Consider the following 17,925-nt stretch of genomic DNA (forward strand, 5'->3'; position numbering starts at 1 on the left):
AAATTCCAATTCTAAGTTTCCCGATAAAATCGGTAAAATTTAAAACCAACTTCAAAAGGAAAACGATCTGAAAAATAGAATTCTATTCATCAATCTAGGCGGCCCACGTAACGAATTTGAAATCGAAAAATTTCTAATCGATCTTTTTGAAGACCCTTTTGTTTTTGATCTTCCACTTCCGGAATGGATCCGAAGACCTTTAGGAAAATGGATCGCAAAAAAAAGAACTCCCAAAATCGCAAAGACCTACGAGTCCATGGGATTTGGAGGAGGTTCTCCTTTAGTTTCTGAAACCAACAAACAAGCGGACGCCATCACACAGACCCTCAAAAAAATTACGGGAGAAACCTGGGAAAGTATCGTCACTATGACCTGTGGTCATCCAAATATTAGGGACATACCTAGAGAATTTATGATTCCAAGTAATAAAAATATTATATTTCCATTATATCCTCATTTTTCTAGATCCACCGTTTTAAGTACCGCCAAACTTATAGAACAAAACGTTGGATTTTGTCCGTTAGGCGTCGAAGGTTGGGTTACACCTTTTCATTCTTCTCAAATTTATCTGGAATCGATTTTGAATTTGATTTTGGATTTTTTTCAAGGTAAACTGAATCAGAAAGACTTTTTACATTCCGATTCTTTTCGAAAAGTTCCCGACTGGGAAACGATCGACTTAGTTTTTAGTGCACACGGAATTCCGATCCGCCTAATCCAAAAAGGTGATCGTTACAAGGAAGAAATAGATTCCAACGTAAAAAACCTTAAAAAATTACTCTACGAAAATGGATTTTTAGGAAAATGTCATATTTCTTTTCAGAGTAGGGTAGGGCCTTCCAAGTGGACAGAACCAAACACGATCCAAATGTTAGAAGGATTAGGAAAAAAAGGAGTCAAAAGAGTAGCCATTTATCCGATCAGTTTTGTAAGCGATCACCTGGAAACCTTAGAAGAAATCGGAGAACAATTCAAAAAAGTAGCTCACCAAAATGGAATTTTAGAATACTACCGAATTCCGGCTCCCGGAATTTATCCTAAATTTATAGAAGCGATGGCAAAAATAGCGTTGGAATCTTCCCAGACCTCAAGAAAAGAATGTCTCTGTAAAAAACTGGGAGGTTTTAATTTAAATTCGGCAGAATGTACACGTCTGATTTCTTAAACAAATCTATATTACTCAATCCTAAAATCAAGTCCTCATATAATTGCCGTTTTACGGTAAGTGTCCATTTAAAATTCAAGATGATTTCGTTTTAAATTTTTAGCTTAACGTGAGCAGGACATAACAAATGCGAAAGCGATTATTATGCTGCGATCCATAGAGAGCCATAACCAACCCCACAAGTTGAATAGGATTTTAGAATCAAAATTGAACTAAAGCACAACGCTCTATGAATCGCGTTGTGGGGTTGGTTATGATAGAGAGCAGCACCTTAGTTTGAAAAATTCCGAAAGAATTGGAGCGAAAAGAACTCACTCACGTTAACTTATGTGCGTCCTTATTAATTCCGCATAACGTTCCAGGCTCTTTCCAAAATGGAACCGAGGCCGATACCGTATCTAAAATTCCCTTCTACAAAAATTCCTTCCGGCAGACTTCGATCTAATTCTTTGTTAAATTCAAGAAGAGCTAAATCGTATATCGGAAGAGCCGATTTCCAAATCGTAACATAATGATTGAGTGGCTCTTCATTTTGAATCGTTATCTTTTTTCGATCCTCTTCTAATACGTTTATAATTTCCCTTTCTTTGAATTTTACGATTTCTTGATCTAGAGCGCCTCCGAAAATAAAAGTTTCCGAGTAATGTCCTTTAGAAACTCTTCCCGAAAAAATAGAAGAATTGAACAAAACTCCTCGAGCTCTAAAACCAGAATCGGAAGGAAAAAGAATTCCGAATCCGTTCTTTTCTCCGAGCAAAGGTTGATTACCAAATCGAGTGACGGTTACAATTCCTAGAGTTTTACATAACTTTTCATATCTTTTAAATACTGGAAAACTGGATGATAGTAATTTTAAAGAAGATTCTAAGCCACAAGAAAGAATAATTTTCGAATTAGGATATTTTTTTCTAATCGAGCTTAGAGTAGGGGATTCTTGCGAATAATATATCTTAGAATTTGGAGACGATTTAATTTTCGCTTCCATTGCGTTTAAAAGTTCTCCTAAACCACCCCTAAAACTTACCGTTCCTCTTTTTTGTTTTGGATTTTTTGTTTTTATTTTTTTAATTCTACGAATATTCTTCAGTAAGGAGCCCTTAGAAGTAATCCAACCTCCTAACACAAGTTCGGCGGACATATCCTTTAGATTTCCTGCGTAAATTCCGCCTAGGCCTGGTTCCAATACGTTTTTTACCGCACCTTTCCCCAATACACGAACTCCCCACTGATAAACGGATTCTCCCGTTCGAATCTCGGCGGAGATCACTAAAATTCCATATAACACGCGCAAGGTGTCTAAAAAAGAAAGTGGAAATCTTGTAGGAGATCCATTTTTCCAGATAAATCTTTTTTTTGATTTTTTTTCTGCAGTAAGAATTTTCAAACCAAGCGTGGAAGCAAGCTCCTCGAGTTGATACGAATTTAAGACTCCATTGGCCGCAGTTTCTACAAGTCCAAAAGGTGTTTGGATGGATCCTACCAATCCTCCGGACCGGTTCTGTTTTTCGTAAAGAAACACAGACTTTCCCTCTAAAACGGCAAGAGTAGAATAAAGAAGTCCGGTAAAACCCGCTCCGATGACTATATAATCCGGTGATTGTGTTCTCACGGATCTACTTTGAAAAGAATCGAAAGATTGTAAATCAGCAATCGTAAATTCTTTTTAGTATTCTTAAAAGAATTATTGAGTTCTAATATAATCCAATCTTAGAATTGATACCTGTATCCGAATGTGTATTTGGACTCAAAGGTAGGCCCATTCGTAAAACCGCCGTTTGTCGTTCCGGAATTCGCCATCGGATTGTAATCAAAAATCAGTCCTTTTGTCGCTCCGTTTGAAATTCCTACCGTGGAAGAAATTTGTCCGCCAAAAATAAACGCATCCATCAAGTTGATGACATAGATTCCGGCTAACACACCTATGCTGGCTTGCAGATTTTTATAGGCCTTATCTACTGCTTCCCTTTTATCCTGGTAAGGACTTAACTCCTGATTGTAAAAATGAAGAACGACCGGATCGGTAATCACGGGAGGTAACTCCGGATTGGGCATTCCCAAAGCGGCGAGTGCGAGAGAACTATTTGAGTATGGATTTCCGTAACTCTCGTATTCTCTTTTGGCAACTACATACTTGCGATTATTCTCATATACTGCGTAACCAGCAGCCAGAAAAAGAGTAGGATAGATGATCGCCGCAAACTTTCTTTCGCTTGCCCATTGTCCCCAACCTGGAAGCACTACAGATCTTGCAAGGGCTCCGACTCTGGAAACTTCCGGTTGTTTTTTAGGTGGAGGAGGCGGGGGTGGAACCGGTTTATTTTTTTCCGCAGCCTCTCTTTCTCTTCTAAGTCTTTCTTCTTCCTCTTGTTGTTTTTTTAATTCTAGATTTCTTTGTTTTGTAAGTTTTTCTTCTTCTAATCTTTGGATTTCAGCGTTGCGGACTTTTTCTTCCTCTTCTTCGCTTACATCTTTATAAATTACTTTTAAAATTTCTTTTTTAGATATTACGTGTTTACCGTGTTTTGTTTGGATCGTAAGCGTCTTTTGATTTTGTGTAATTACCTTACCTCGATAACTTCCGCCTTCCTGAAGTAAAACGGTCTCCGCCGAAATCGAAAAAATGAATATAAAAAGTATGCCAAAAACTAAAACGAGTTTTTCCAAAGATGATTTCAAAACGGACCTTCCCACAATAAAAATACAACCTTTGATTTTAAGATTGTACTTCTTATCTATAATTTATTGGACAACTTTTTTGACCGAAGATCGAATCAAATCGAACTTGAAAAAACTCTCAATTCAGGACTTTTTCTGCGCAACCTCAAATCCAAACTTGTACAAACATTCCTAAGAAAAGGTCTACCTTTATCGGTCAAAGAGAGAAGATTTCCTTCCCATCTGACTAAAGTATCGTCCTCCATAGAGGCCAAATACAGCCTCACTTCTCCCAAAATTTCCTCCGGTACTATAACCTTTCCACTGGTCGATAATTGCAGAATCAAAGACCTTTGTATCAGATCTTCCTCGTTCAACTTATGTCCCCGAAGTGTGGCGAATCTTTCGGCGTGGATACGCTTTTGATATTTTTTGACAATTTTCTCGTTTTGATGAAAACAATCCCAACTATCAGAAATTGCGGAAACTCCAAGCCCCAAAAGCATATCCGTTGTTTTAGCAGTGTATCCCATAAAGTTTCGGTGTAGATTTCCGTTTTTGACAGCTTGAAAAAGTGAATCCGATTCCAACGCAAAATGATCCATTCCGATCTCGATATAACCCGCCTTTAAAAACATTTCTCTGGAAACTTCGTATAATTCCCGTTTTGCGGAACCGGAAGGTAAATCTATTTCCGTAAACAATCTTTGAGACGCCTTAAGCCAAGGAACGTGCGCGTAACTGTAAAACGCGATTCTATCCGGACGTAACTCTAAGGTTTTTTTAACGGTGCGTTTCATGTTTTGCAGATTTTGTTTCGGAAGTCCGTAAATCAAATCGAAGTTTACGGAAGTATATCCTAGTTTTCTAGAAAGTTCAGTGATTCTTTCCGTCATCTCGAAAGGTTGTGTACGGTTGACCAATCTCTGAACTTCCGGATCAAAATCTTGAACTCCTAAACTGATTCTCTTAAAACCGAAATCACGTAAGATTTTTAGTTGTGTATCTCTGGTTCTGCGGGGATCTACTTCGAGAGAAAATTCGTATTTGGAAGATAGATTCATTTTTTTTAATATTGAATCTAAAAGAATTTCCAAATTCTTCTCCGATAAGTAAGTAGGAGTCCCTCCTCCCAAATGGAGCTCTTTTAACTCTCTTTTCTCTATTTCCGGAACCTCTTTTACATAATTAGAAAATTCTAATAGAATAGATTCTATATACGGATCTTCCACGGAATGATTTTTTGTGATCGAAGTATTACAACCACAAAAAGAACAAAGAGTTTCACAAAATGGTATATGCAAATATAAAGAAAGCGATGAATGTTCAAAACGAAGACGTTTTCTTACTTTTTCCAACCATTCTTCCGTGGTAGGATTTTCGGACCAGTAAGGTACAGTAGGATAGCTAGTATATCTAGGTGCGGGAATATCATACTTTGCAATTAAATCTTTCACAGCAGTCATCGAAACGTATCTCTCACAATTTCTACAAATGTTTTCACATTGTATTCTGGCGTTTTTGGCATCACTCCGTGTCCCAGACCACAGACCCAACCAACTCTTTCTGCGGGGGGAAGTTCTCTAAAAGGTTTTAAATAATTCATTAGAACTTTCTTAAATTCCTCTCTTTCTAAAAATAATAAGGACTGATCAAAATTTCCTTGGATCATTCTATTTTCAGATTTAAAAACCTCTCTTAAATTCCATCTATGATCAAATCCAAAACCTGCGAGTGTGGCAATTTCTCGAATCATTTCAAAATGTGTAGATGAAGTTCCTCTTCCATAATATCCGACCTTTCCAGGATAAAAATCGGATAAGGTTTTTATTCCCGGCACTACGATCTCTCTAAAAAGTTCAGGGGAAAGATCTCCTCCCGCGGTATCAAAGATTAAAATTAACTCTGCTCCGGCTTCCAGTTGGATGGAGATATTCTTCTTTAAGAATTGAATTATCTTTTCTAAAAATTCTTTTCTTATTTCCGTCAAGGTTTTAGGAAGAAATAAATTTCCTTCGTGTTTTCCACAAACCGCATACGTAAACAAAGTCCAAGGACCGCCCACAAAACCAATCAGTGATTTCTCTTTTGGCAATCTTTCTAGAGTCAGTTGTATCGCCGTCTTTTGAAACTGCATAAAAGAAATTGAATCTTCTACTGACTTCAATTTGTTCAAATCCTCTTCAGAACGAATTTCTAAATCTAACACCGGACCTGAATCCGTATAATGAAGCCCCATCCCCAATGCTTCTAAAGGAAAAAGTATATCGGAAAAAAGAATCGCCACGTCAAAGTCAAATTCGCCTACGGGACCGTAGGCGACCTCCGCGGCCAAATCCGGATTTTTACATAACTCTTCGAAGGAATATTTTGCTCTGAGAGTTTGGTAGTGTTTATGATAACGACCCGCTTGTCTCATCATCCATACAGGAGGAATTTTTTGTGCGATTCCGCTTAAAACGTTTGTATATCTCTCATTCGGCATTTTTGATTTCTCCGGTCCACTGATAACCGACTCCTCTCACAGATCGGATTACTTTTTCTCCTTCTTTTCCGAAAGCCTGCCTGAGTCTTACGATCGAATTGTCTATCGTTCGATTGGTAGGAAAACTTTCTTCTCCCCAGAGTTTATCTAAAATTTCTGCACGACTGACCGTTCTATTTCTTTCGCTCACTAAAAAATGGAGTAGGGCACAGTCTCTTTTAGAAAGAGGAAATTCTTCAGCTCCTCTTTTGATCTGAAATCCTTGAAAGTCCAACATAAAATCCTTATATAGAAATCTGGTCTCTTCCAAGGAATGTTTATGAGATTCTAATACGTGTTTGACTCTTAAAAGTAACTCTTTGAGGTGAAACGGTTTTGGTATAAATTCCTCAGCGCCTAACTCAAATCCTCTGAGTCTTTCCGGAGCGCCTGCCTGTGCGGTTAAAAATAAAAACGGAGGACAGTCCTTACTTTCTTTCAACTCTTCCGCAAGAGTAAAACCGTCCCCATCCGGAAGACGTACATCTAAAAGAATTAGATGAGGTTTTTCTTCCTTAACCAACTTTTTTGCAGAAACAGCGGAGACGGTCCAAAGAACCTCGTATCCTTCTTTTTCCAAACGTTCCTGTAGAGTTTCTCCAAGGGAACGGTCGTCTTCGACTAACAAAAGTTTGGCTCTCATCGAACAGGTTCCTCCGGAAGAATCAAATCTACTCTAAACCCGGAAACTTGCGGCATGATCCGCATGGAACCTTTCATTTTTTTCATTAACTTTTTTATAATATATAAACCAATGCCGGTCCCACTTGTACTTCCGTGTTTTTGAAATGGAATTCCCAAGTTTTTATACTTTCCGTCAAAGCCGGATCCGTTATCCGTAATCGTTATCAAAATCTGATTTGGTATTTGTTTTTCTGAAACCACTTTTAAGACGTTCGCTTTTCCGTGTTTTAAGGAATTTTCCGCTAGATTTTTAAAAATACTTTCCAATGCTTTTCTATCTGCAGGAACAAACACATCCTCCAAACGAGAAAGGTCTATTTTTAATTCCGGGAAATCCTCACCTACAGAAAGAAACACGGAGCGTACATTCGTTCTTTCTATATAAAGAATTTCTGATCTTGTCAGGCTTGCAAGATACATCGCACGATTCATTTGAGATTCGATTCGTACCGAGTCTTTAAGCAATCTATGAATGAGTTTTTTTTCGTGACGATTCGGTGACTCTTCCTGTAGACTTTCCGCCTGAAGCCTAAGACTGGCTAAAGGAGTTTTCATTTCATGTGTTACAGTAGAAAAAAAATCGTGAATCATTTTGTTCCTACGAACGTCTCGATAGGATAACCAAATTAGTGTTATACCTCCTAACAAAAGCATGGAGAGAAAAAAAGTACCTTCCATTTTGATCATTCTACTCTGTCTTTCCAAAACCAAAAGACTTTCCGAAGCCGCGGACGCGTCTAGTTTTGCGCTGAGACCGGCCACAGTATTTGTAAGTTTAAGACCCAGCAAAAACCACCATATTCCCAAAGAAACCGTGATCAAAAGCCAGATGATCGCAAAAAAAATCCTAGAATTTTTCCAAAGATAAAACATTAGAACGTTTTAAGAGCCTTATCCGCAATCTCTAAAGTTTTTGCGATAACGTCATCATTATGCGCCCAAGATAAAAATCCCACTTCGTAACCGGAAGGAGCGAGATAAATTCCGTTCTTTAGAAAAGTATGAAATACTTTTGCAAAACTTTCCTTATGCCCTTCTGGAATCAGATCGATTCTACGCACTGGTTGTTGTGTTTTTTTCCGAAACCAAAATAAGGAAGAATGTACCACGGCCTCCCATTCTTGATCTGATCTTTTGTTCAGAAGTTTGATCATTTCGTTTGTAAAAACCTTAGTTCTATCATCTAACACTGAATAAATGGAATCTCTTTGTGCTTTTTTTAAAGTGGCGAGCCCGGCCCTCATTCCAAACGGATTTGCGCTCAGAGTACCCGCTTGATAAACCGGACCAGAAGGAGCGACCAGATCCAAAAGATCCCTTCTACCCGCGTAACAGCCGACAGGAAATCCTCCGCCTATAATTTTGCCATACGTAACTAAATCGGGACAAATTCCAAGTAAACCGGACATACCTTGAAAACCGGTCCTAAATCCGGAAATAACCTCGTCAAACACAACTAACGTTCCATACTTTTTAGCGATCTCTACGATCTTTAAAAGGAATTCCTTTCTTTGGACCAACAAACCATAGTTAGCCGGAAGAGGCTCTATGATCAAAGCGGCTATATTTTTTCCTTCCGTTTCAAACACTTTTTCTACGGAAGTCTCGTCGTCCAAAGGCAACACTAGAGTGTTCTCAATAGACATTGCAGAAATCCCGGCGCTATCAGAAGAAGATTCTCCTGCAAGTCCGGAACCGGCCTTTACAAGAAGAGAGTCTAAATGACCGTGATAACATCCGTCGAATTTTAAAATTTTTTCCCTCTCAGTAGCGGCTCGTGCAACACGAAGCGCACTCATCACCGCTTCGGTTCCTGAATTTACAAAACGAACTTTTTCTGCCCAAGGAACTTGACTTGAAATCAATTCCGCCAGTTCAAGAGAGTAGGGCTCTGCAGCTCCGAAACTCCAGGCAATTCCAACGGTATCACGAACCACTTCTTCTACTTCCGGATCTCTGTGGCCCAAAATCAAAGGACCAAAACTCAAACAGTAATCAATATACTCTTTACCAGATATGTCGGTTAACGTTGCTCCTTTTGCCGAAGCAAAAAATACGGGTGTACCTCCCACTGAGCGAAACGAACGGACCGGAGAATGAACTCCTCCGGGGGAAACTTTTTTTGCTCTTTCAAAAAGTTCTTCGGAAGTTTTTCCTTTCCAAAAATCGGAGATCAATTTAGAAGCTGGTTTGTTCTGGCTCAAGATAAAACCTCCTTACCTCTTCTAGCGGCATACGTAATCAGATAAGAAGCTCCTGCCCTCGAAAAAATCTGCCAGGTTTCGGATAACGCAGAATCAAAATCACAAAAACCGTTTTGTGAAAGATAATGGATCGAAGCGTATTCTCCACTAACTTGATAAACTCCCGTGGGGAGTCCCGTTTTTTCACGGATCGGACCGATAAGATCAATGGAGGTCATTCCTGGTTTAACCATCAGAAAGTCCGCACCTTCTTCTTTATCACGTATAGAAGAAAGAACGGCGTCCTCCCGGTTTCGAACGTCTATTTGATACGAAGAACGATCCCCTTGAGCCGGAGCAGAATCCGCCGCCGCACGAAACGGCCCGTAAAAATTACTTTTGAATTTAGTAGAATAACTTAAAATTGGAATATTCGAAAATCCGTTTACATCTAAAATCGCACGATGACTTTTGACTCTTCCGTCCATCATATCACTTGGTGCGATTCCGTCTGCGCCGGACTGCGCGTAAACCAAAGCAATATCCGAAAGATGTTTTACGGAAGTATGATTATCGATACTTCCATCCGAATGCAAAAGTCCACAATGACCGTGAGTGGTAAGAGAACACATACAGGTATCTATCCACAGAAAGGTTTCTGGAAATTTTTTCTTTAAAGAAAAAATGGAACGTTCATAGAAAGACTTAGGAATTTCCGAATTGGATTTAAACTCTGGAATAAGAAAGAGTATAAAATGAGTCACTCCCACTTTGAGATCCGATTCCACCTGTTTTAGGACAGAAGATTCTGTATCTCTGAAAACCCCAGGCAGAGAATCCATTTTTTCTTTTTCTTTCAAACCCTCTACGATAAAGATAGGCTGTATTAGTTTTTTTGAATTTAAACTTTCCGAAGACGCAAGATTTCTAAGTCTAGCGTTAAGGCGGATTCTTCTGTGTTTGGTTTCCAATTTTTTTTCCTTTGAATTCTTCCAGTCCCAGACTTGCAAGCCAGGACTCGTAACGTATAAAGATAGATAAATTTGCGGATTTTCCCAAAACCTTTCGGATATGAGAGTAAGTGATTCCGGGACCACAAGCGTGAAACCCGTTGCAGATTTGAGGAAAAATAGAAAGCGCCCTATCAAACTGAGACGCGCTCATCCAAAAAAAATGGGTCTTTTCGGAAAGATCAGGGTGATCTTCCATCGCCTGAGTTTGATACGTAAGAACTCTTCCCAAGTCGGAAGCGATCTCGGTAGAACCTATATGAGTACATTTTACAAAGTCCAAAGACTTTCCAAAAATGGAATGTTTCGGGAGTTCATCTTCCCCAAGAGCGTCCAAAGAACCATGAACCCAAATATCTCTTTGAGCAAGTTGGAACCAGGTTTTTAGGCCGGAAGTCCAAATAAGACCCGTATGTTCTAAAACAGGATTTAAATCGGGGAATGCATTGCCTCTAGTTACAAGCCAATCCTTTAAAATCAACTCCGCCGGAAGGATTGTTCTATCTTTTTGACCATCTTCGGAAAAGATCAATCCATTAGAAGAATCTAATGGAGTTCTTTTTTGTTTGACCGCTTCTCCTGGAACTGGATATACCCTATATACGGAATCCGCAGGAGGGGCAGAAATTTTAGAAAACTGTTCTTCAACTTCTAAAACCTCGCCGGAATCGGAAAAACCTCTTTGGTATAGAATTTTTCCATACGTTTTCTGAAGAATAGAAACCCCTATCTTTTGATGACAACCGCCCCCGAAACGTTTTAAAATTTTTCTCTCTTCCTCCACCGCCAAAACAACTTCCGATTTGCTCAAAGTTCGAATCCTATCTAAAACCCAATCGTCTTCGGTCCGCACCTCCGCAGCAATCGCACCCTGTCCCGGAGCGGTGGGGTTCAAAGAAAGGGGAAAAATCTGATAGACGGATTCATCCAAAGAATCTTTTAAAAACTTTCGTATTTCTTGATATTCTAATTCGTCCGAATTTAAAAAATCTTCCGACAAAAGCCGATCCAAGGCCGCCTTAGCAAGAACGAGACCGTCCGAATCCGATTCTTTCCATTTGCGGATTCTAGTCTGAATATTTCCACGGATGGGCAAAAAAACAAGAGACGAATTGGCATAACGAGAAGGCAAAGAAGAACTTAAGAATTTTCTTAAGTTATATTCTCTTCTCGGAGAAGACGTATGGATTTTTAAAACCGAAGGAGAATATTTAGAAAGGGAGGATTTTTTCCAAAGAAGAACGTCTCTTGGATCCGCACGGTCCAAAACTCCTACGACCGTAGTATCCGGACGCTCTTCCAAATCCAAGTCCTTCCAAGAATGAATGACTATATCCACTTTTTTTTCTACAAGATCCGCGGTAAGGTCTTGTGTAAAAACTCCTTTGGTTCCCATTTTCCAAAGAGGAGTTTGTAAGTCCTGATCCCCGGAGGCTTCTCGGAAAAAAAGTTCTACTTTAATTTCAGGAAACTTTTTCTTTAAGGCTTCGAGTACAAGATACGTTTGAAGTTTCGCAAGTGAACTTTTACGAGAACCTATCTTTAAAACGCGGGACAAGTCAGTTCTTCCCAACCGAAAATGAATTGCTGAGCTTCTAACTCTCTTTCTTCTATAAGTTCGTCTAAAAACGGCTGGAGCATTTTTCGAATCCGCCAAGTTCTTTCTTCGGTCTCACGAATAGAATCCAACATTTCGGCGAAAGATATATACGAAATCGTATCAGGCCAATCTTTTTCCAGAGGAACTTCCCTAAAATCTACTACAACCGTACCTCTCGTGATAGAATTCATACAACTGCTAAGATCGATAGGAGCCGCAATCACGATTGCTCTATCGGCAGGATCCCATTCGTTTAATAATTTTATAGACACGCTAAATTGTTTAGAAAGTTCTAATATACGTTTTTGATTCCGACCAACAAGAAGTACATTTCGATGTTTTAACCAAGGAAGAATTTTTTCCGCGAGTTGTCCCGTTCCTAAAATAGAAACGGAATCGTAGTCCTTGAGATATTTATTTGCAAGCCCACCGTAAGATTGTTCCCCTATATTTTGAAGATAACGGGAACGGACACTTCTCGAATCTTGAATGAGAGAATCTCTGAGTCTTGCAAGATATTCTCCAAAAGCAGAGGAGGGGAGAATTTTAAACTTATTTCTAAATTGAGAGAGAACTTCCGTTTCACCTAAAAGTTTGGAATGAAGGCCAGAGATAACCTCTAGAACAAAACGGTATCCTTGATAACCGGAATATTTTTCCAAAGTAATCGGAAGACCGGAAGGTTCACGATGAATTCTACTGTCTGTGATCCAAATTGTACGCATACAAGTAGACCAAGAATAAGAACCTGGAATTTCTAAATTTTCCCGATCTTTTTGAGTCGAATGATAAACTCTCAGAGTGGACCACATACCAATAAAAGAACTATACCAGTTTTAAAGCGTTGATTGTCAAAGAAGTGTCATTCTTATAAAAAAGTTTCTGTTGACTTTATTGAGACTAATTTTCAATTTGGGCTTATGCACCTAAGTCTGCAAATACAAGATTGGATCGTATATGGAATCGTTAGCCTAACGGTAATTCGGCTTTTTTTTCCGTTACTATCCGTTCTTCGAGAACTGGTCGGCAAACCGACCCGCTTAAAAGAAGAAGACTTCGGTTGTTATAACGGAGCGTGTAAAAGTTGCGATGTCACGCCGTCCTCTACTTCAAAAAAGAACGACCCTATTTTCCACTAAAGCCAGGGCGACCCCATCCTCTTCATTGCTATATCGCGTAACGTGTCTTGTGGAATTTTTGATTTCAGGAATCGCGTTTTTCATCGCAAAACCGACGCCGGAATGAAGAATCATTTCAAGATCATTCCTTTCGTCTCCGAAAGAGATCACACCTTTTCCATCCAAACCTTTTAAGGAAAGAAATCTGGAAATCCCAGACCACTTAGATACAGAGGCATTGATGATTTCTACACAATAAGAAACACCAGGAATTTTAGTGAGAATACATCTAAGTTCACACGACTCCGGAAGAGAATGAATTTTACAGATGAGAGAATCTAAATCTTCTTTATGAAGAGAAAGAAAACAGACGACTAAAATTTTTTCAAGATCCGCGGAAAGAAAATCTCCGATCGCCTTTGTTCTAGAGTGATCTCCACCGGAATAATTATGATATGCTTTATGGGTAATCGGAATTTCGGTAAGCATATCCACACCTTCTTCAAATTGATCTACGTGTAAGATAGGAGGAGTATGAAACTCTTTTCCTATTTGAAGAATTTTTTGAACGACTTCTAACCTCAAATAACTTTCGGAAATTCTTTCTGCACTCGGAGATTTACGTAAAATCTGTCCATTGTTGGACACTACGTGAAGTTCTCCTTTGAATTCTTTTGCAAAACCGAAAGTGGAATAGAATCTTCTTCCAGTAGCGATTACTAAATTTTTTCCTTGATCAATCGCCTTTTGAAGAACTGCGTGTGTTAAAGAAGAAATTCTACTTTTAGAATTGAGAAGGGTTCCGTCTAAATCGACTGCGATGGTATGAATTTGAGTAGGGTCAAAAGACATAGATTTTTTCAATTCACCAGAATCTAAAAATTTAGAGAATGATTTTTTTAAATCCAATCATCATGTTTTTACAATTAAAACGCCTCGGTTCGTTTTTTATTGAACTTTAAAAAAATTTAATAAACCCAAAAAAGGCGACGGACCGCACTTGAACTTCAGTCAATCAATTGCATAAAAGAAACATAATACGATATTTCGTCTTTAGTTATAATTTGTTATAGAATGCAATTCGCAGAGAGCCATAATCAATCCACAAATTTTGGATCCCGAAAACGCGACCCTTAGGAGAGCGTTTTGCTGAGTTCTTTAACGCGATCTGTCGAGCGCCCGTAGAAACGAGACGCTGAGTTTGATAGAGGCGGCTTAAGTTTAACACATCGATCCCTTTCGCGTCATGCCAAATTCACATTAAAATAGGTATGTAATAAGAAATTTCTTTTGGTTCCTGGTCAGATCCTTTTTATGGAAGAATTAGAATTCTTTTATATTAAATCTGAGTGATTTTTATTCTTTTAGGTAGTATGGGTATTTATCCGTCATCGGGTTTGGTTCGAATTTTAATTCTCTTGAAATGAGATTTTGTCTCCTGTTGATCTTCCAAGTCATTTCGTAAGTCCAGTGAAAGCTAGGAACTCCCCGGTTCAAACTTTTCACAAAAAAATCCTCCTTTCCACCAAGGTCTTCCAGCCAAAGCATATAATTAAAAAGATAACACCTCGAAACCCCATGAGCCGCTGCCAGCACACCTAAAGTAGCCCAAACACCGGTATGAACTCGAATACTAAACTTCTTCATTTTACCAACGTCTCGATTGTATTTGATTTTACCCGCCCGGTTATGAAGACGTTTCATAGAAGCGATCTGCTTAGAATATTTTCTCAACAAAAAAGGAAGTTTACCCCGAAGCGCTTTTCTTTCTTGAAGATTCAAACGATTCCAATAAACATCTGGAACTAAAAGAGAATCTGTACCAACAGAACCTTCCACCAAAGCAGATTCAATTTTTTGACCGTCGTCCAATAAAAGAATGTCCATACCAGAAAACGGTTCTGCGAACTTTCCAAGCGGAACAGTTTATGAAGAAATTTTAACGTGACGGTGTAAGAAAATTTTGTCGAATAAAAAACTCAATGTTGCTCCTTATCATAACCAACCCCACAAACATTTAGATCTCAATATAAATCTATCCGGGATTACTACAAGTCCTCTGTAAAACTTTCGCCCTAGAACGCGACCCTTAGGAGAGCGTTTTGCTGAGTTTAAACGCGATCTGCCGAACGATTCATGGAGAGTGAGACACTAAGTTTGATAGAGAGCGTTGCATGAGTTTTCCCTAATTTTGGGTGGCAACTCAATGAATTGCTTCCCATGGGTCGCAATTCAGGTGGAAGTTAGAAAGATTTGAGAGACTTTTCTCTATCAGAAAAACATACTTTTTGCAAGTAAAAAGACTCATTCTTGTCGGAACACTTGAAAAATGTGCGTTGATTCTAAAATCCTATTCAATTGTCGGTAAAGTTATGATAGAGAGCGTAGCTTGAGCTCCTTACGTTTCAATCGCTTTCGCATCGGGGTTCTATAGAACTTACGCGAAACGGCGGTTTGTAATAAAGATCGTGGTATTATATTATAATGCTACTTTGAAGTTTTTACGAAAATTAAAATCTTCCGTAAAAAAGTCGGACGTGGGAACTACCACATTTTACAAAAAGTTCATCTGTAAAATAATTGTAGGAACTCATAATAAATCCAAACTTTATCCTGCAGGATTACTCCAAACTTTGAAATTACTATTCAGATGTATAAAAAGAATACTATGATGAACTGTTTCAAAAGTTAAAATGTCGAATTATTTTGAATCAGACGCGATTTTTGGAGACTTTGTATTTCTGTAAAATCACTCTTCATTTTTTGATACCGTTTTCCGCACTCGAGCAGCAAATCACGAAAAATGAATGTTTTAAAAAACGCAAAACGATTATTTGTAGTAATTCCAACTTTTGAAAACTTTTTCTATCAAAAGCGCAAGCGGATTTTACAGTTATTTTTTCTAGGAAGTATTACAAATTCAGGAAAAATAAAATTGTAAGAAGAGACTTTCTTTTTAAGACAAAAAATTAAAACCTAGTAAAAATATTATGGAATTCAGTTTAGCCTATTCTCCCTGTCCAAACGATACGTTTTTATTCTACCACCTAACGAAAGGCAAGGCGACGGAACAATTTCAAGTTCGCGAAGAACTTCACGACGTAGAACAATTAAACCGAGCCGCATTCCAAGGGAAATACCAAGTAACTAAACTTTCTTTTGCAGCGTATTTTTCGGTAATGGATCGATATTCCATATTAGATTCCGGCTCCGCGCTGGGCAAAAATTGTGGACCGATACTCGTTTATAAAAAAGAAAAAAATCCAGGAAGCCCCAAGGGAAAAAAAATTCTCATTCCGGGAGAATTGACAACTGCGAATCTTCTTCTAAAACTTTTTCTAAATAACGATTTTCATCCGATTCCGGTCCGTTATGACAAAATCATTCCACTTCTTTTGTCGGGAGAATCGGACTTAGGAGTTTTGATTCATGAAGAAAGGTTCACCTATGAAAAACAAGGTCTATCTAAACTACAAGACCTAGGAGAATGGTGGGAAGAAACAACAGGCAAACACATTCCGTTAGGCGCCATTGCGTTCCAAAGAAAGATAGAAAAAAGATGGAAGGAAAATTTCGATTCCGCTTTAAAATTAAGTCTAGATCTTGCTTATAAAAATCGAGAAACAACTTACGCATACATTCTCAAACATTCTCAGGATACTACACGAGAAGTCGTAGATTCACATATCGATCTTTATGTGAATCAATTTACCCGTTCTCTTGGAACCGAAGGCAGAGACTCAATTCTCACATTGTATCAGAAAGGGGTAAGCGCTGGTTTTTTACCACCCGGAAAAGAAAAAGAACTCTTTTAAATCAAACGAAACCGATCACTTTAAAGGTAGATTCCTCATCTATTTCAACGCAAGTTCGGTGTAAGCAATCCGTTTTTATCTTAACGTGAGTTCGACGTAAGAAAATTGGGGCGAATAATAAACTCAGGTGCTGCTCTCTACGGATCGCGTTCTAAATTGAAACTAAAAACTATATGTTGTATAACGTTTCTTGCATGCAATTGATTAACCAGAGAGCCGGGCCAGTTGTGGCAAGCTCTCTATCATCAACTTCTCCAAAGGAGATTGTACATTCTAAGTTTTTAAACAGATTCACCTTTGAGTTCTCTTACGATGTCGTAACTAGCGTGCGATTGATTGAGAGTATAAAGATGAATTCCGGGAACTCCCATCGCCAACAACTCTCTACATTGTTTTACGGAAAAGTTTAAACTTCTTCTGTAAAATTCCTCGGGACGATGTTCCACTTCTTGCAAATCTTGGATGAGAGAAGAGGGGAACTCACAACCGGCCATAGAACGAAATCTATCTATCTGAGAAAAAGAAGTGATCGGCATTATCCCTGGAATAACAGGAACTTGAATTCCGACCTTTCGAACTAAATTCAAAAAGTTTTCAAAAATAGGATTCACAAAAAAAAGTTGAGATACTAAAAAATCAGTTCCTGCGTCCACCTTTAGTTTTAAATTTCTCACGTCTTCTTCTAAAGTTTTTGCGTTCGGATGTTTTTCAGGATAACAACCGCCACCGATACAAAAATCCAACTTTTCAGAACGAATAAAAGAAACGAGTTCAGTTGCATTCTCAAAACCATTTTCTACTTTTTTAAATTCTCCTTCTCCTTTTGGCGGATCTCCTCGCAATGCCATCAAGTTTACAATCCCGGATGATCGGATCCATTTTAAAGTTTCCAAAATCTGGCCTTTGTCACTCCCCACACAAGTAAAATGAGAAACCGTAGGAAAAGAATAATTCTTAGAAATCCGAGATAAAATCTGTGCGGTTTTGTCTCTTGTAGAACCTCCCGCTCCATATGTAACCGTAATAAAGTCCGGATTGAGTAGTGATAACTCTTTCACGGTCTCCATCAATTTCAAATCTCCTTCCGGAGTTTTTGGAGGAAAGAACTCAAACGAATACACCGGTCCCTTTGTAGAACCGTAAATTTCAGATACTTTTTTCATAAACTCCC

At 38.6% G+C, this 17,925-nt stretch carries 16 protein-coding genes; 3 read left to right on the forward strand and 13 right to left on the reverse strand.

Going from position 1 to position 17,925, the window contains the following annotated elements; all coding sequences use genetic code 11:
• The first annotated feature begins 67 nt into the window (after positions 1-67).
• The gene (gene hemH, locus LEP1GSC049_RS216225; RefSeq protein ID WP_080593319.1) at positions 68-1,165 is read left to right on the forward strand and encodes a ferrochelatase; all 1,098 of its coding nucleotides are present in this window, start codon (positions 68-70) and stop codon (positions 1,163-1,165) included.
• 340 nt (positions 1,166-1,505) lie between these two features.
• On the opposite strand, the gene hemG is transcribed toward hemH, so the two are convergent.
• The 10 genes from hemG to LEP1GSC049_RS216175 form a co-directional block, all read right to left on the reverse strand.
• Positions 1,506-2,774 (reverse strand): protoporphyrinogen oxidase, encoded by a 1,269-nt coding sequence (hemG, locus tag LEP1GSC049_RS216220; protein ID WP_004756505.1) that lies wholly within the window; start codon positions 2,772-2,774, stop codon positions 1,506-1,508.
• A gap of 98 nt (positions 2,775-2,872) precedes the next feature.
• The gene (locus LEP1GSC049_RS216215) at positions 2,873-3,856 is read right to left on the reverse strand and encodes an LA_0442/LA_0875 N-terminal domain-containing protein (RefSeq protein WP_004757532.1); all 984 of its coding nucleotides are present in this window, start codon (positions 3,854-3,856) and stop codon (positions 2,873-2,875) included.
• Positions 3,857-3,936: 80 nt separating this feature from the next.
• Positions 3,937-5,286: an oxygen-independent coproporphyrinogen III oxidase gene (gene hemN / locus LEP1GSC049_RS216210; RefSeq protein ID WP_004756405.1), complete on the reverse strand. Its 1,350-nt coding sequence runs from the start codon at positions 5,284-5,286 to the stop codon at positions 3,937-3,939.
• Positions 5,283-6,305: a uroporphyrinogen decarboxylase family protein gene (locus LEP1GSC049_RS216205; protein ID WP_016560740.1), complete on the reverse strand. Its 1,023-nt coding sequence runs from the start codon at positions 6,303-6,305 to the stop codon at positions 5,283-5,285. Before LEP1GSC049_RS216205 ends, hemN begins: the two co-directional genes overlap by 4 nt.
• Complete coding sequence (locus tag LEP1GSC049_RS216200) at positions 6,295-6,987, reverse strand: response regulator transcription factor (RefSeq protein ID WP_004756331.1); 693 nt, start codon at positions 6,985-6,987, stop codon at positions 6,295-6,297. The genes LEP1GSC049_RS216205 and LEP1GSC049_RS216200 overlap by 11 nt, the downstream gene beginning before the upstream one ends.
• Complete coding sequence (locus LEP1GSC049_RS216195; protein WP_004756346.1) at positions 6,984-7,901, reverse strand: sensor histidine kinase; 918 nt, start codon at positions 7,899-7,901, stop codon at positions 6,984-6,986. The genes LEP1GSC049_RS216200 and LEP1GSC049_RS216195 overlap by 4 nt, the downstream gene beginning before the upstream one ends.
• Positions 7,901-9,232: a glutamate-1-semialdehyde 2,1-aminomutase gene (gene hemL, locus LEP1GSC049_RS216190; RefSeq protein ID WP_004756514.1), complete on the reverse strand. Its 1,332-nt coding sequence runs from the start codon at positions 9,230-9,232 to the stop codon at positions 7,901-7,903. Before hemL ends, LEP1GSC049_RS216195 begins: the two co-directional genes overlap by 1 nt.
• Entirely contained in the window at positions 9,229-10,182 is a 954-nt protein-coding gene (gene hemB / locus LEP1GSC049_RS216185; RefSeq protein WP_004767887.1) for a porphobilinogen synthase, read from the reverse strand. The genes hemL and hemB overlap by 4 nt, the downstream gene beginning before the upstream one ends.
• Complete coding sequence (locus tag LEP1GSC049_RS216180; protein ID WP_004762681.1) at positions 10,151-11,779, reverse strand: type 2 periplasmic-binding domain-containing protein; 1,629 nt, start codon at positions 11,777-11,779, stop codon at positions 10,151-10,153. Before LEP1GSC049_RS216180 ends, hemB begins: the two co-directional genes overlap by 32 nt.
• Positions 11,764-12,633: a glutamyl-tRNA reductase gene (locus LEP1GSC049_RS216175; RefSeq protein ID WP_004757652.1), complete on the reverse strand. Its 870-nt coding sequence runs from the start codon at positions 12,631-12,633 to the stop codon at positions 11,764-11,766. The genes LEP1GSC049_RS216180 and LEP1GSC049_RS216175 overlap by 16 nt, the downstream gene beginning before the upstream one ends.
• 108 nt (positions 12,634-12,741) lie before the next feature.
• Here LEP1GSC049_RS216175 and LEP1GSC049_RS2000000226145 point away from each other — a divergent pair, with 108 nt between their 5' ends.
• The gene (locus LEP1GSC049_RS2000000226145; RefSeq protein WP_078131353.1) at positions 12,742-12,960 is read left to right on the forward strand and encodes a hypothetical protein; all 219 of its coding nucleotides are present in this window, start codon (positions 12,742-12,744) and stop codon (positions 12,958-12,960) included.
• Here the strand turns inward: LEP1GSC049_RS2000000226145 and LEP1GSC049_RS216170 are convergent.
• Entirely contained in the window at positions 12,931-13,791 is an 861-nt protein-coding gene (locus LEP1GSC049_RS216170; RefSeq protein WP_025175974.1) for a Cof-type HAD-IIB family hydrolase, read from the reverse strand. The two genes, LEP1GSC049_RS2000000226145 and LEP1GSC049_RS216170, sit on opposite strands and share 30 nt — an antisense overlap.
• Before the next feature lie 504 nt (positions 13,792-14,295).
• On the reverse strand, positions 14,296-14,826 hold the full coding sequence (locus LEP1GSC049_RS216165; protein ID WP_004419442.1) for a DUF1564 domain-containing protein: 531 nt from the start codon (positions 14,824-14,826) through the stop codon (positions 14,296-14,298).
• A 1,103-nt stretch (positions 14,827-15,929) separates the two neighbouring features.
• On the opposite strand from LEP1GSC049_RS216165, the gene LEP1GSC049_RS216160 reads away from it, so the two are divergent.
• Positions 15,930-16,754, forward strand: a complete 825-nt coding sequence (locus LEP1GSC049_RS216160; protein ID WP_016560709.1) for a 1,4-dihydroxy-6-naphtoate synthase — start codon at positions 15,930-15,932, stop codon at positions 16,752-16,754.
• A 281-nt stretch (positions 16,755-17,035) separates the two neighbouring features.
• Here the strand turns inward: LEP1GSC049_RS216160 and metF are convergent, their stop codons facing one another.
• A complete protein-coding gene (gene metF, locus LEP1GSC049_RS216155) occupies positions 17,036-17,917 on the reverse strand; it encodes a methylenetetrahydrofolate reductase [NAD(P)H] (RefSeq protein ID WP_016560688.1) in 882 nt (293 codons plus the stop codon).
• Between the last annotated feature and the right edge of the window lie 8 nt (positions 17,918-17,925).

Origin of the sequence: Leptospira kirschneri serovar Cynopteri str. 3522 CT (genome assembly GCF_000243695.2) — a bacterium.
Taxonomy (GTDB): domain Bacteria; phylum Spirochaetota; class Leptospiria; order Leptospirales; family Leptospiraceae; genus Leptospira; species Leptospira kirschneri.

Excerpts from the sequence above, each read along its gene's own strand:
- metF (WP_016560688.1), bottom strand. The coding sequence starts at position 17,917 with ATGAAAAAAGTATCTGAAATTTACGGTTCTACAAAGGGACCGGTGTAT.
- hemN (WP_004756405.1), bottom strand. The coding sequence starts at position 5,286 with ATGACTGCTGTGAAAGATTTAATTGCAAAGTATGATATTCCCGCACCT.
- LEP1GSC049_RS216195 (WP_004756346.1), bottom strand. The coding sequence starts at position 7,901 with ATGTTTTATCTTTGGAAAAATTCTAGGATTTTTTTTGCGATCATCTGG.
- LEP1GSC049_RS216175 (WP_004757652.1), bottom strand. The coding sequence starts at position 12,633 with ATGTGGTCCACTCTGAGAGTTTATCATTCGACTCAAAAAGATCGGGAA.
- LEP1GSC049_RS2000000226145 (WP_078131353.1), top strand. The coding sequence starts at position 12,742 with ATGCACCTAAGTCTGCAAATACAAGATTGGATCGTATATGGAATCGTT.
- LEP1GSC049_RS216205 (WP_016560740.1), bottom strand. The coding sequence starts at position 6,305 with ATGCCGAATGAGAGATATACAAACGTTTTAAGCGGAATCGCACAAAAA.
- LEP1GSC049_RS216170 (WP_025175974.1), bottom strand. The coding sequence starts at position 13,791 with ATGTCTTTTGACCCTACTCAAATTCATACCATCGCAGTCGATTTAGAC.
- LEP1GSC049_RS216200 (WP_004756331.1), bottom strand. The coding sequence starts at position 6,987 with ATGAGAGCCAAACTTTTGTTAGTCGAAGACGACCGTTCCCTTGGAGAA.
- LEP1GSC049_RS216160 (WP_016560709.1), top strand. The coding sequence starts at position 15,930 with ATGGAATTCAGTTTAGCCTATTCTCCCTGTCCAAACGATACGTTTTTA.
- LEP1GSC049_RS216165 (WP_004419442.1), bottom strand. The coding sequence starts at position 14,826 with ATGGACATTCTTTTATTGGACGACGGTCAAAAAATTGAATCTGCTTTG.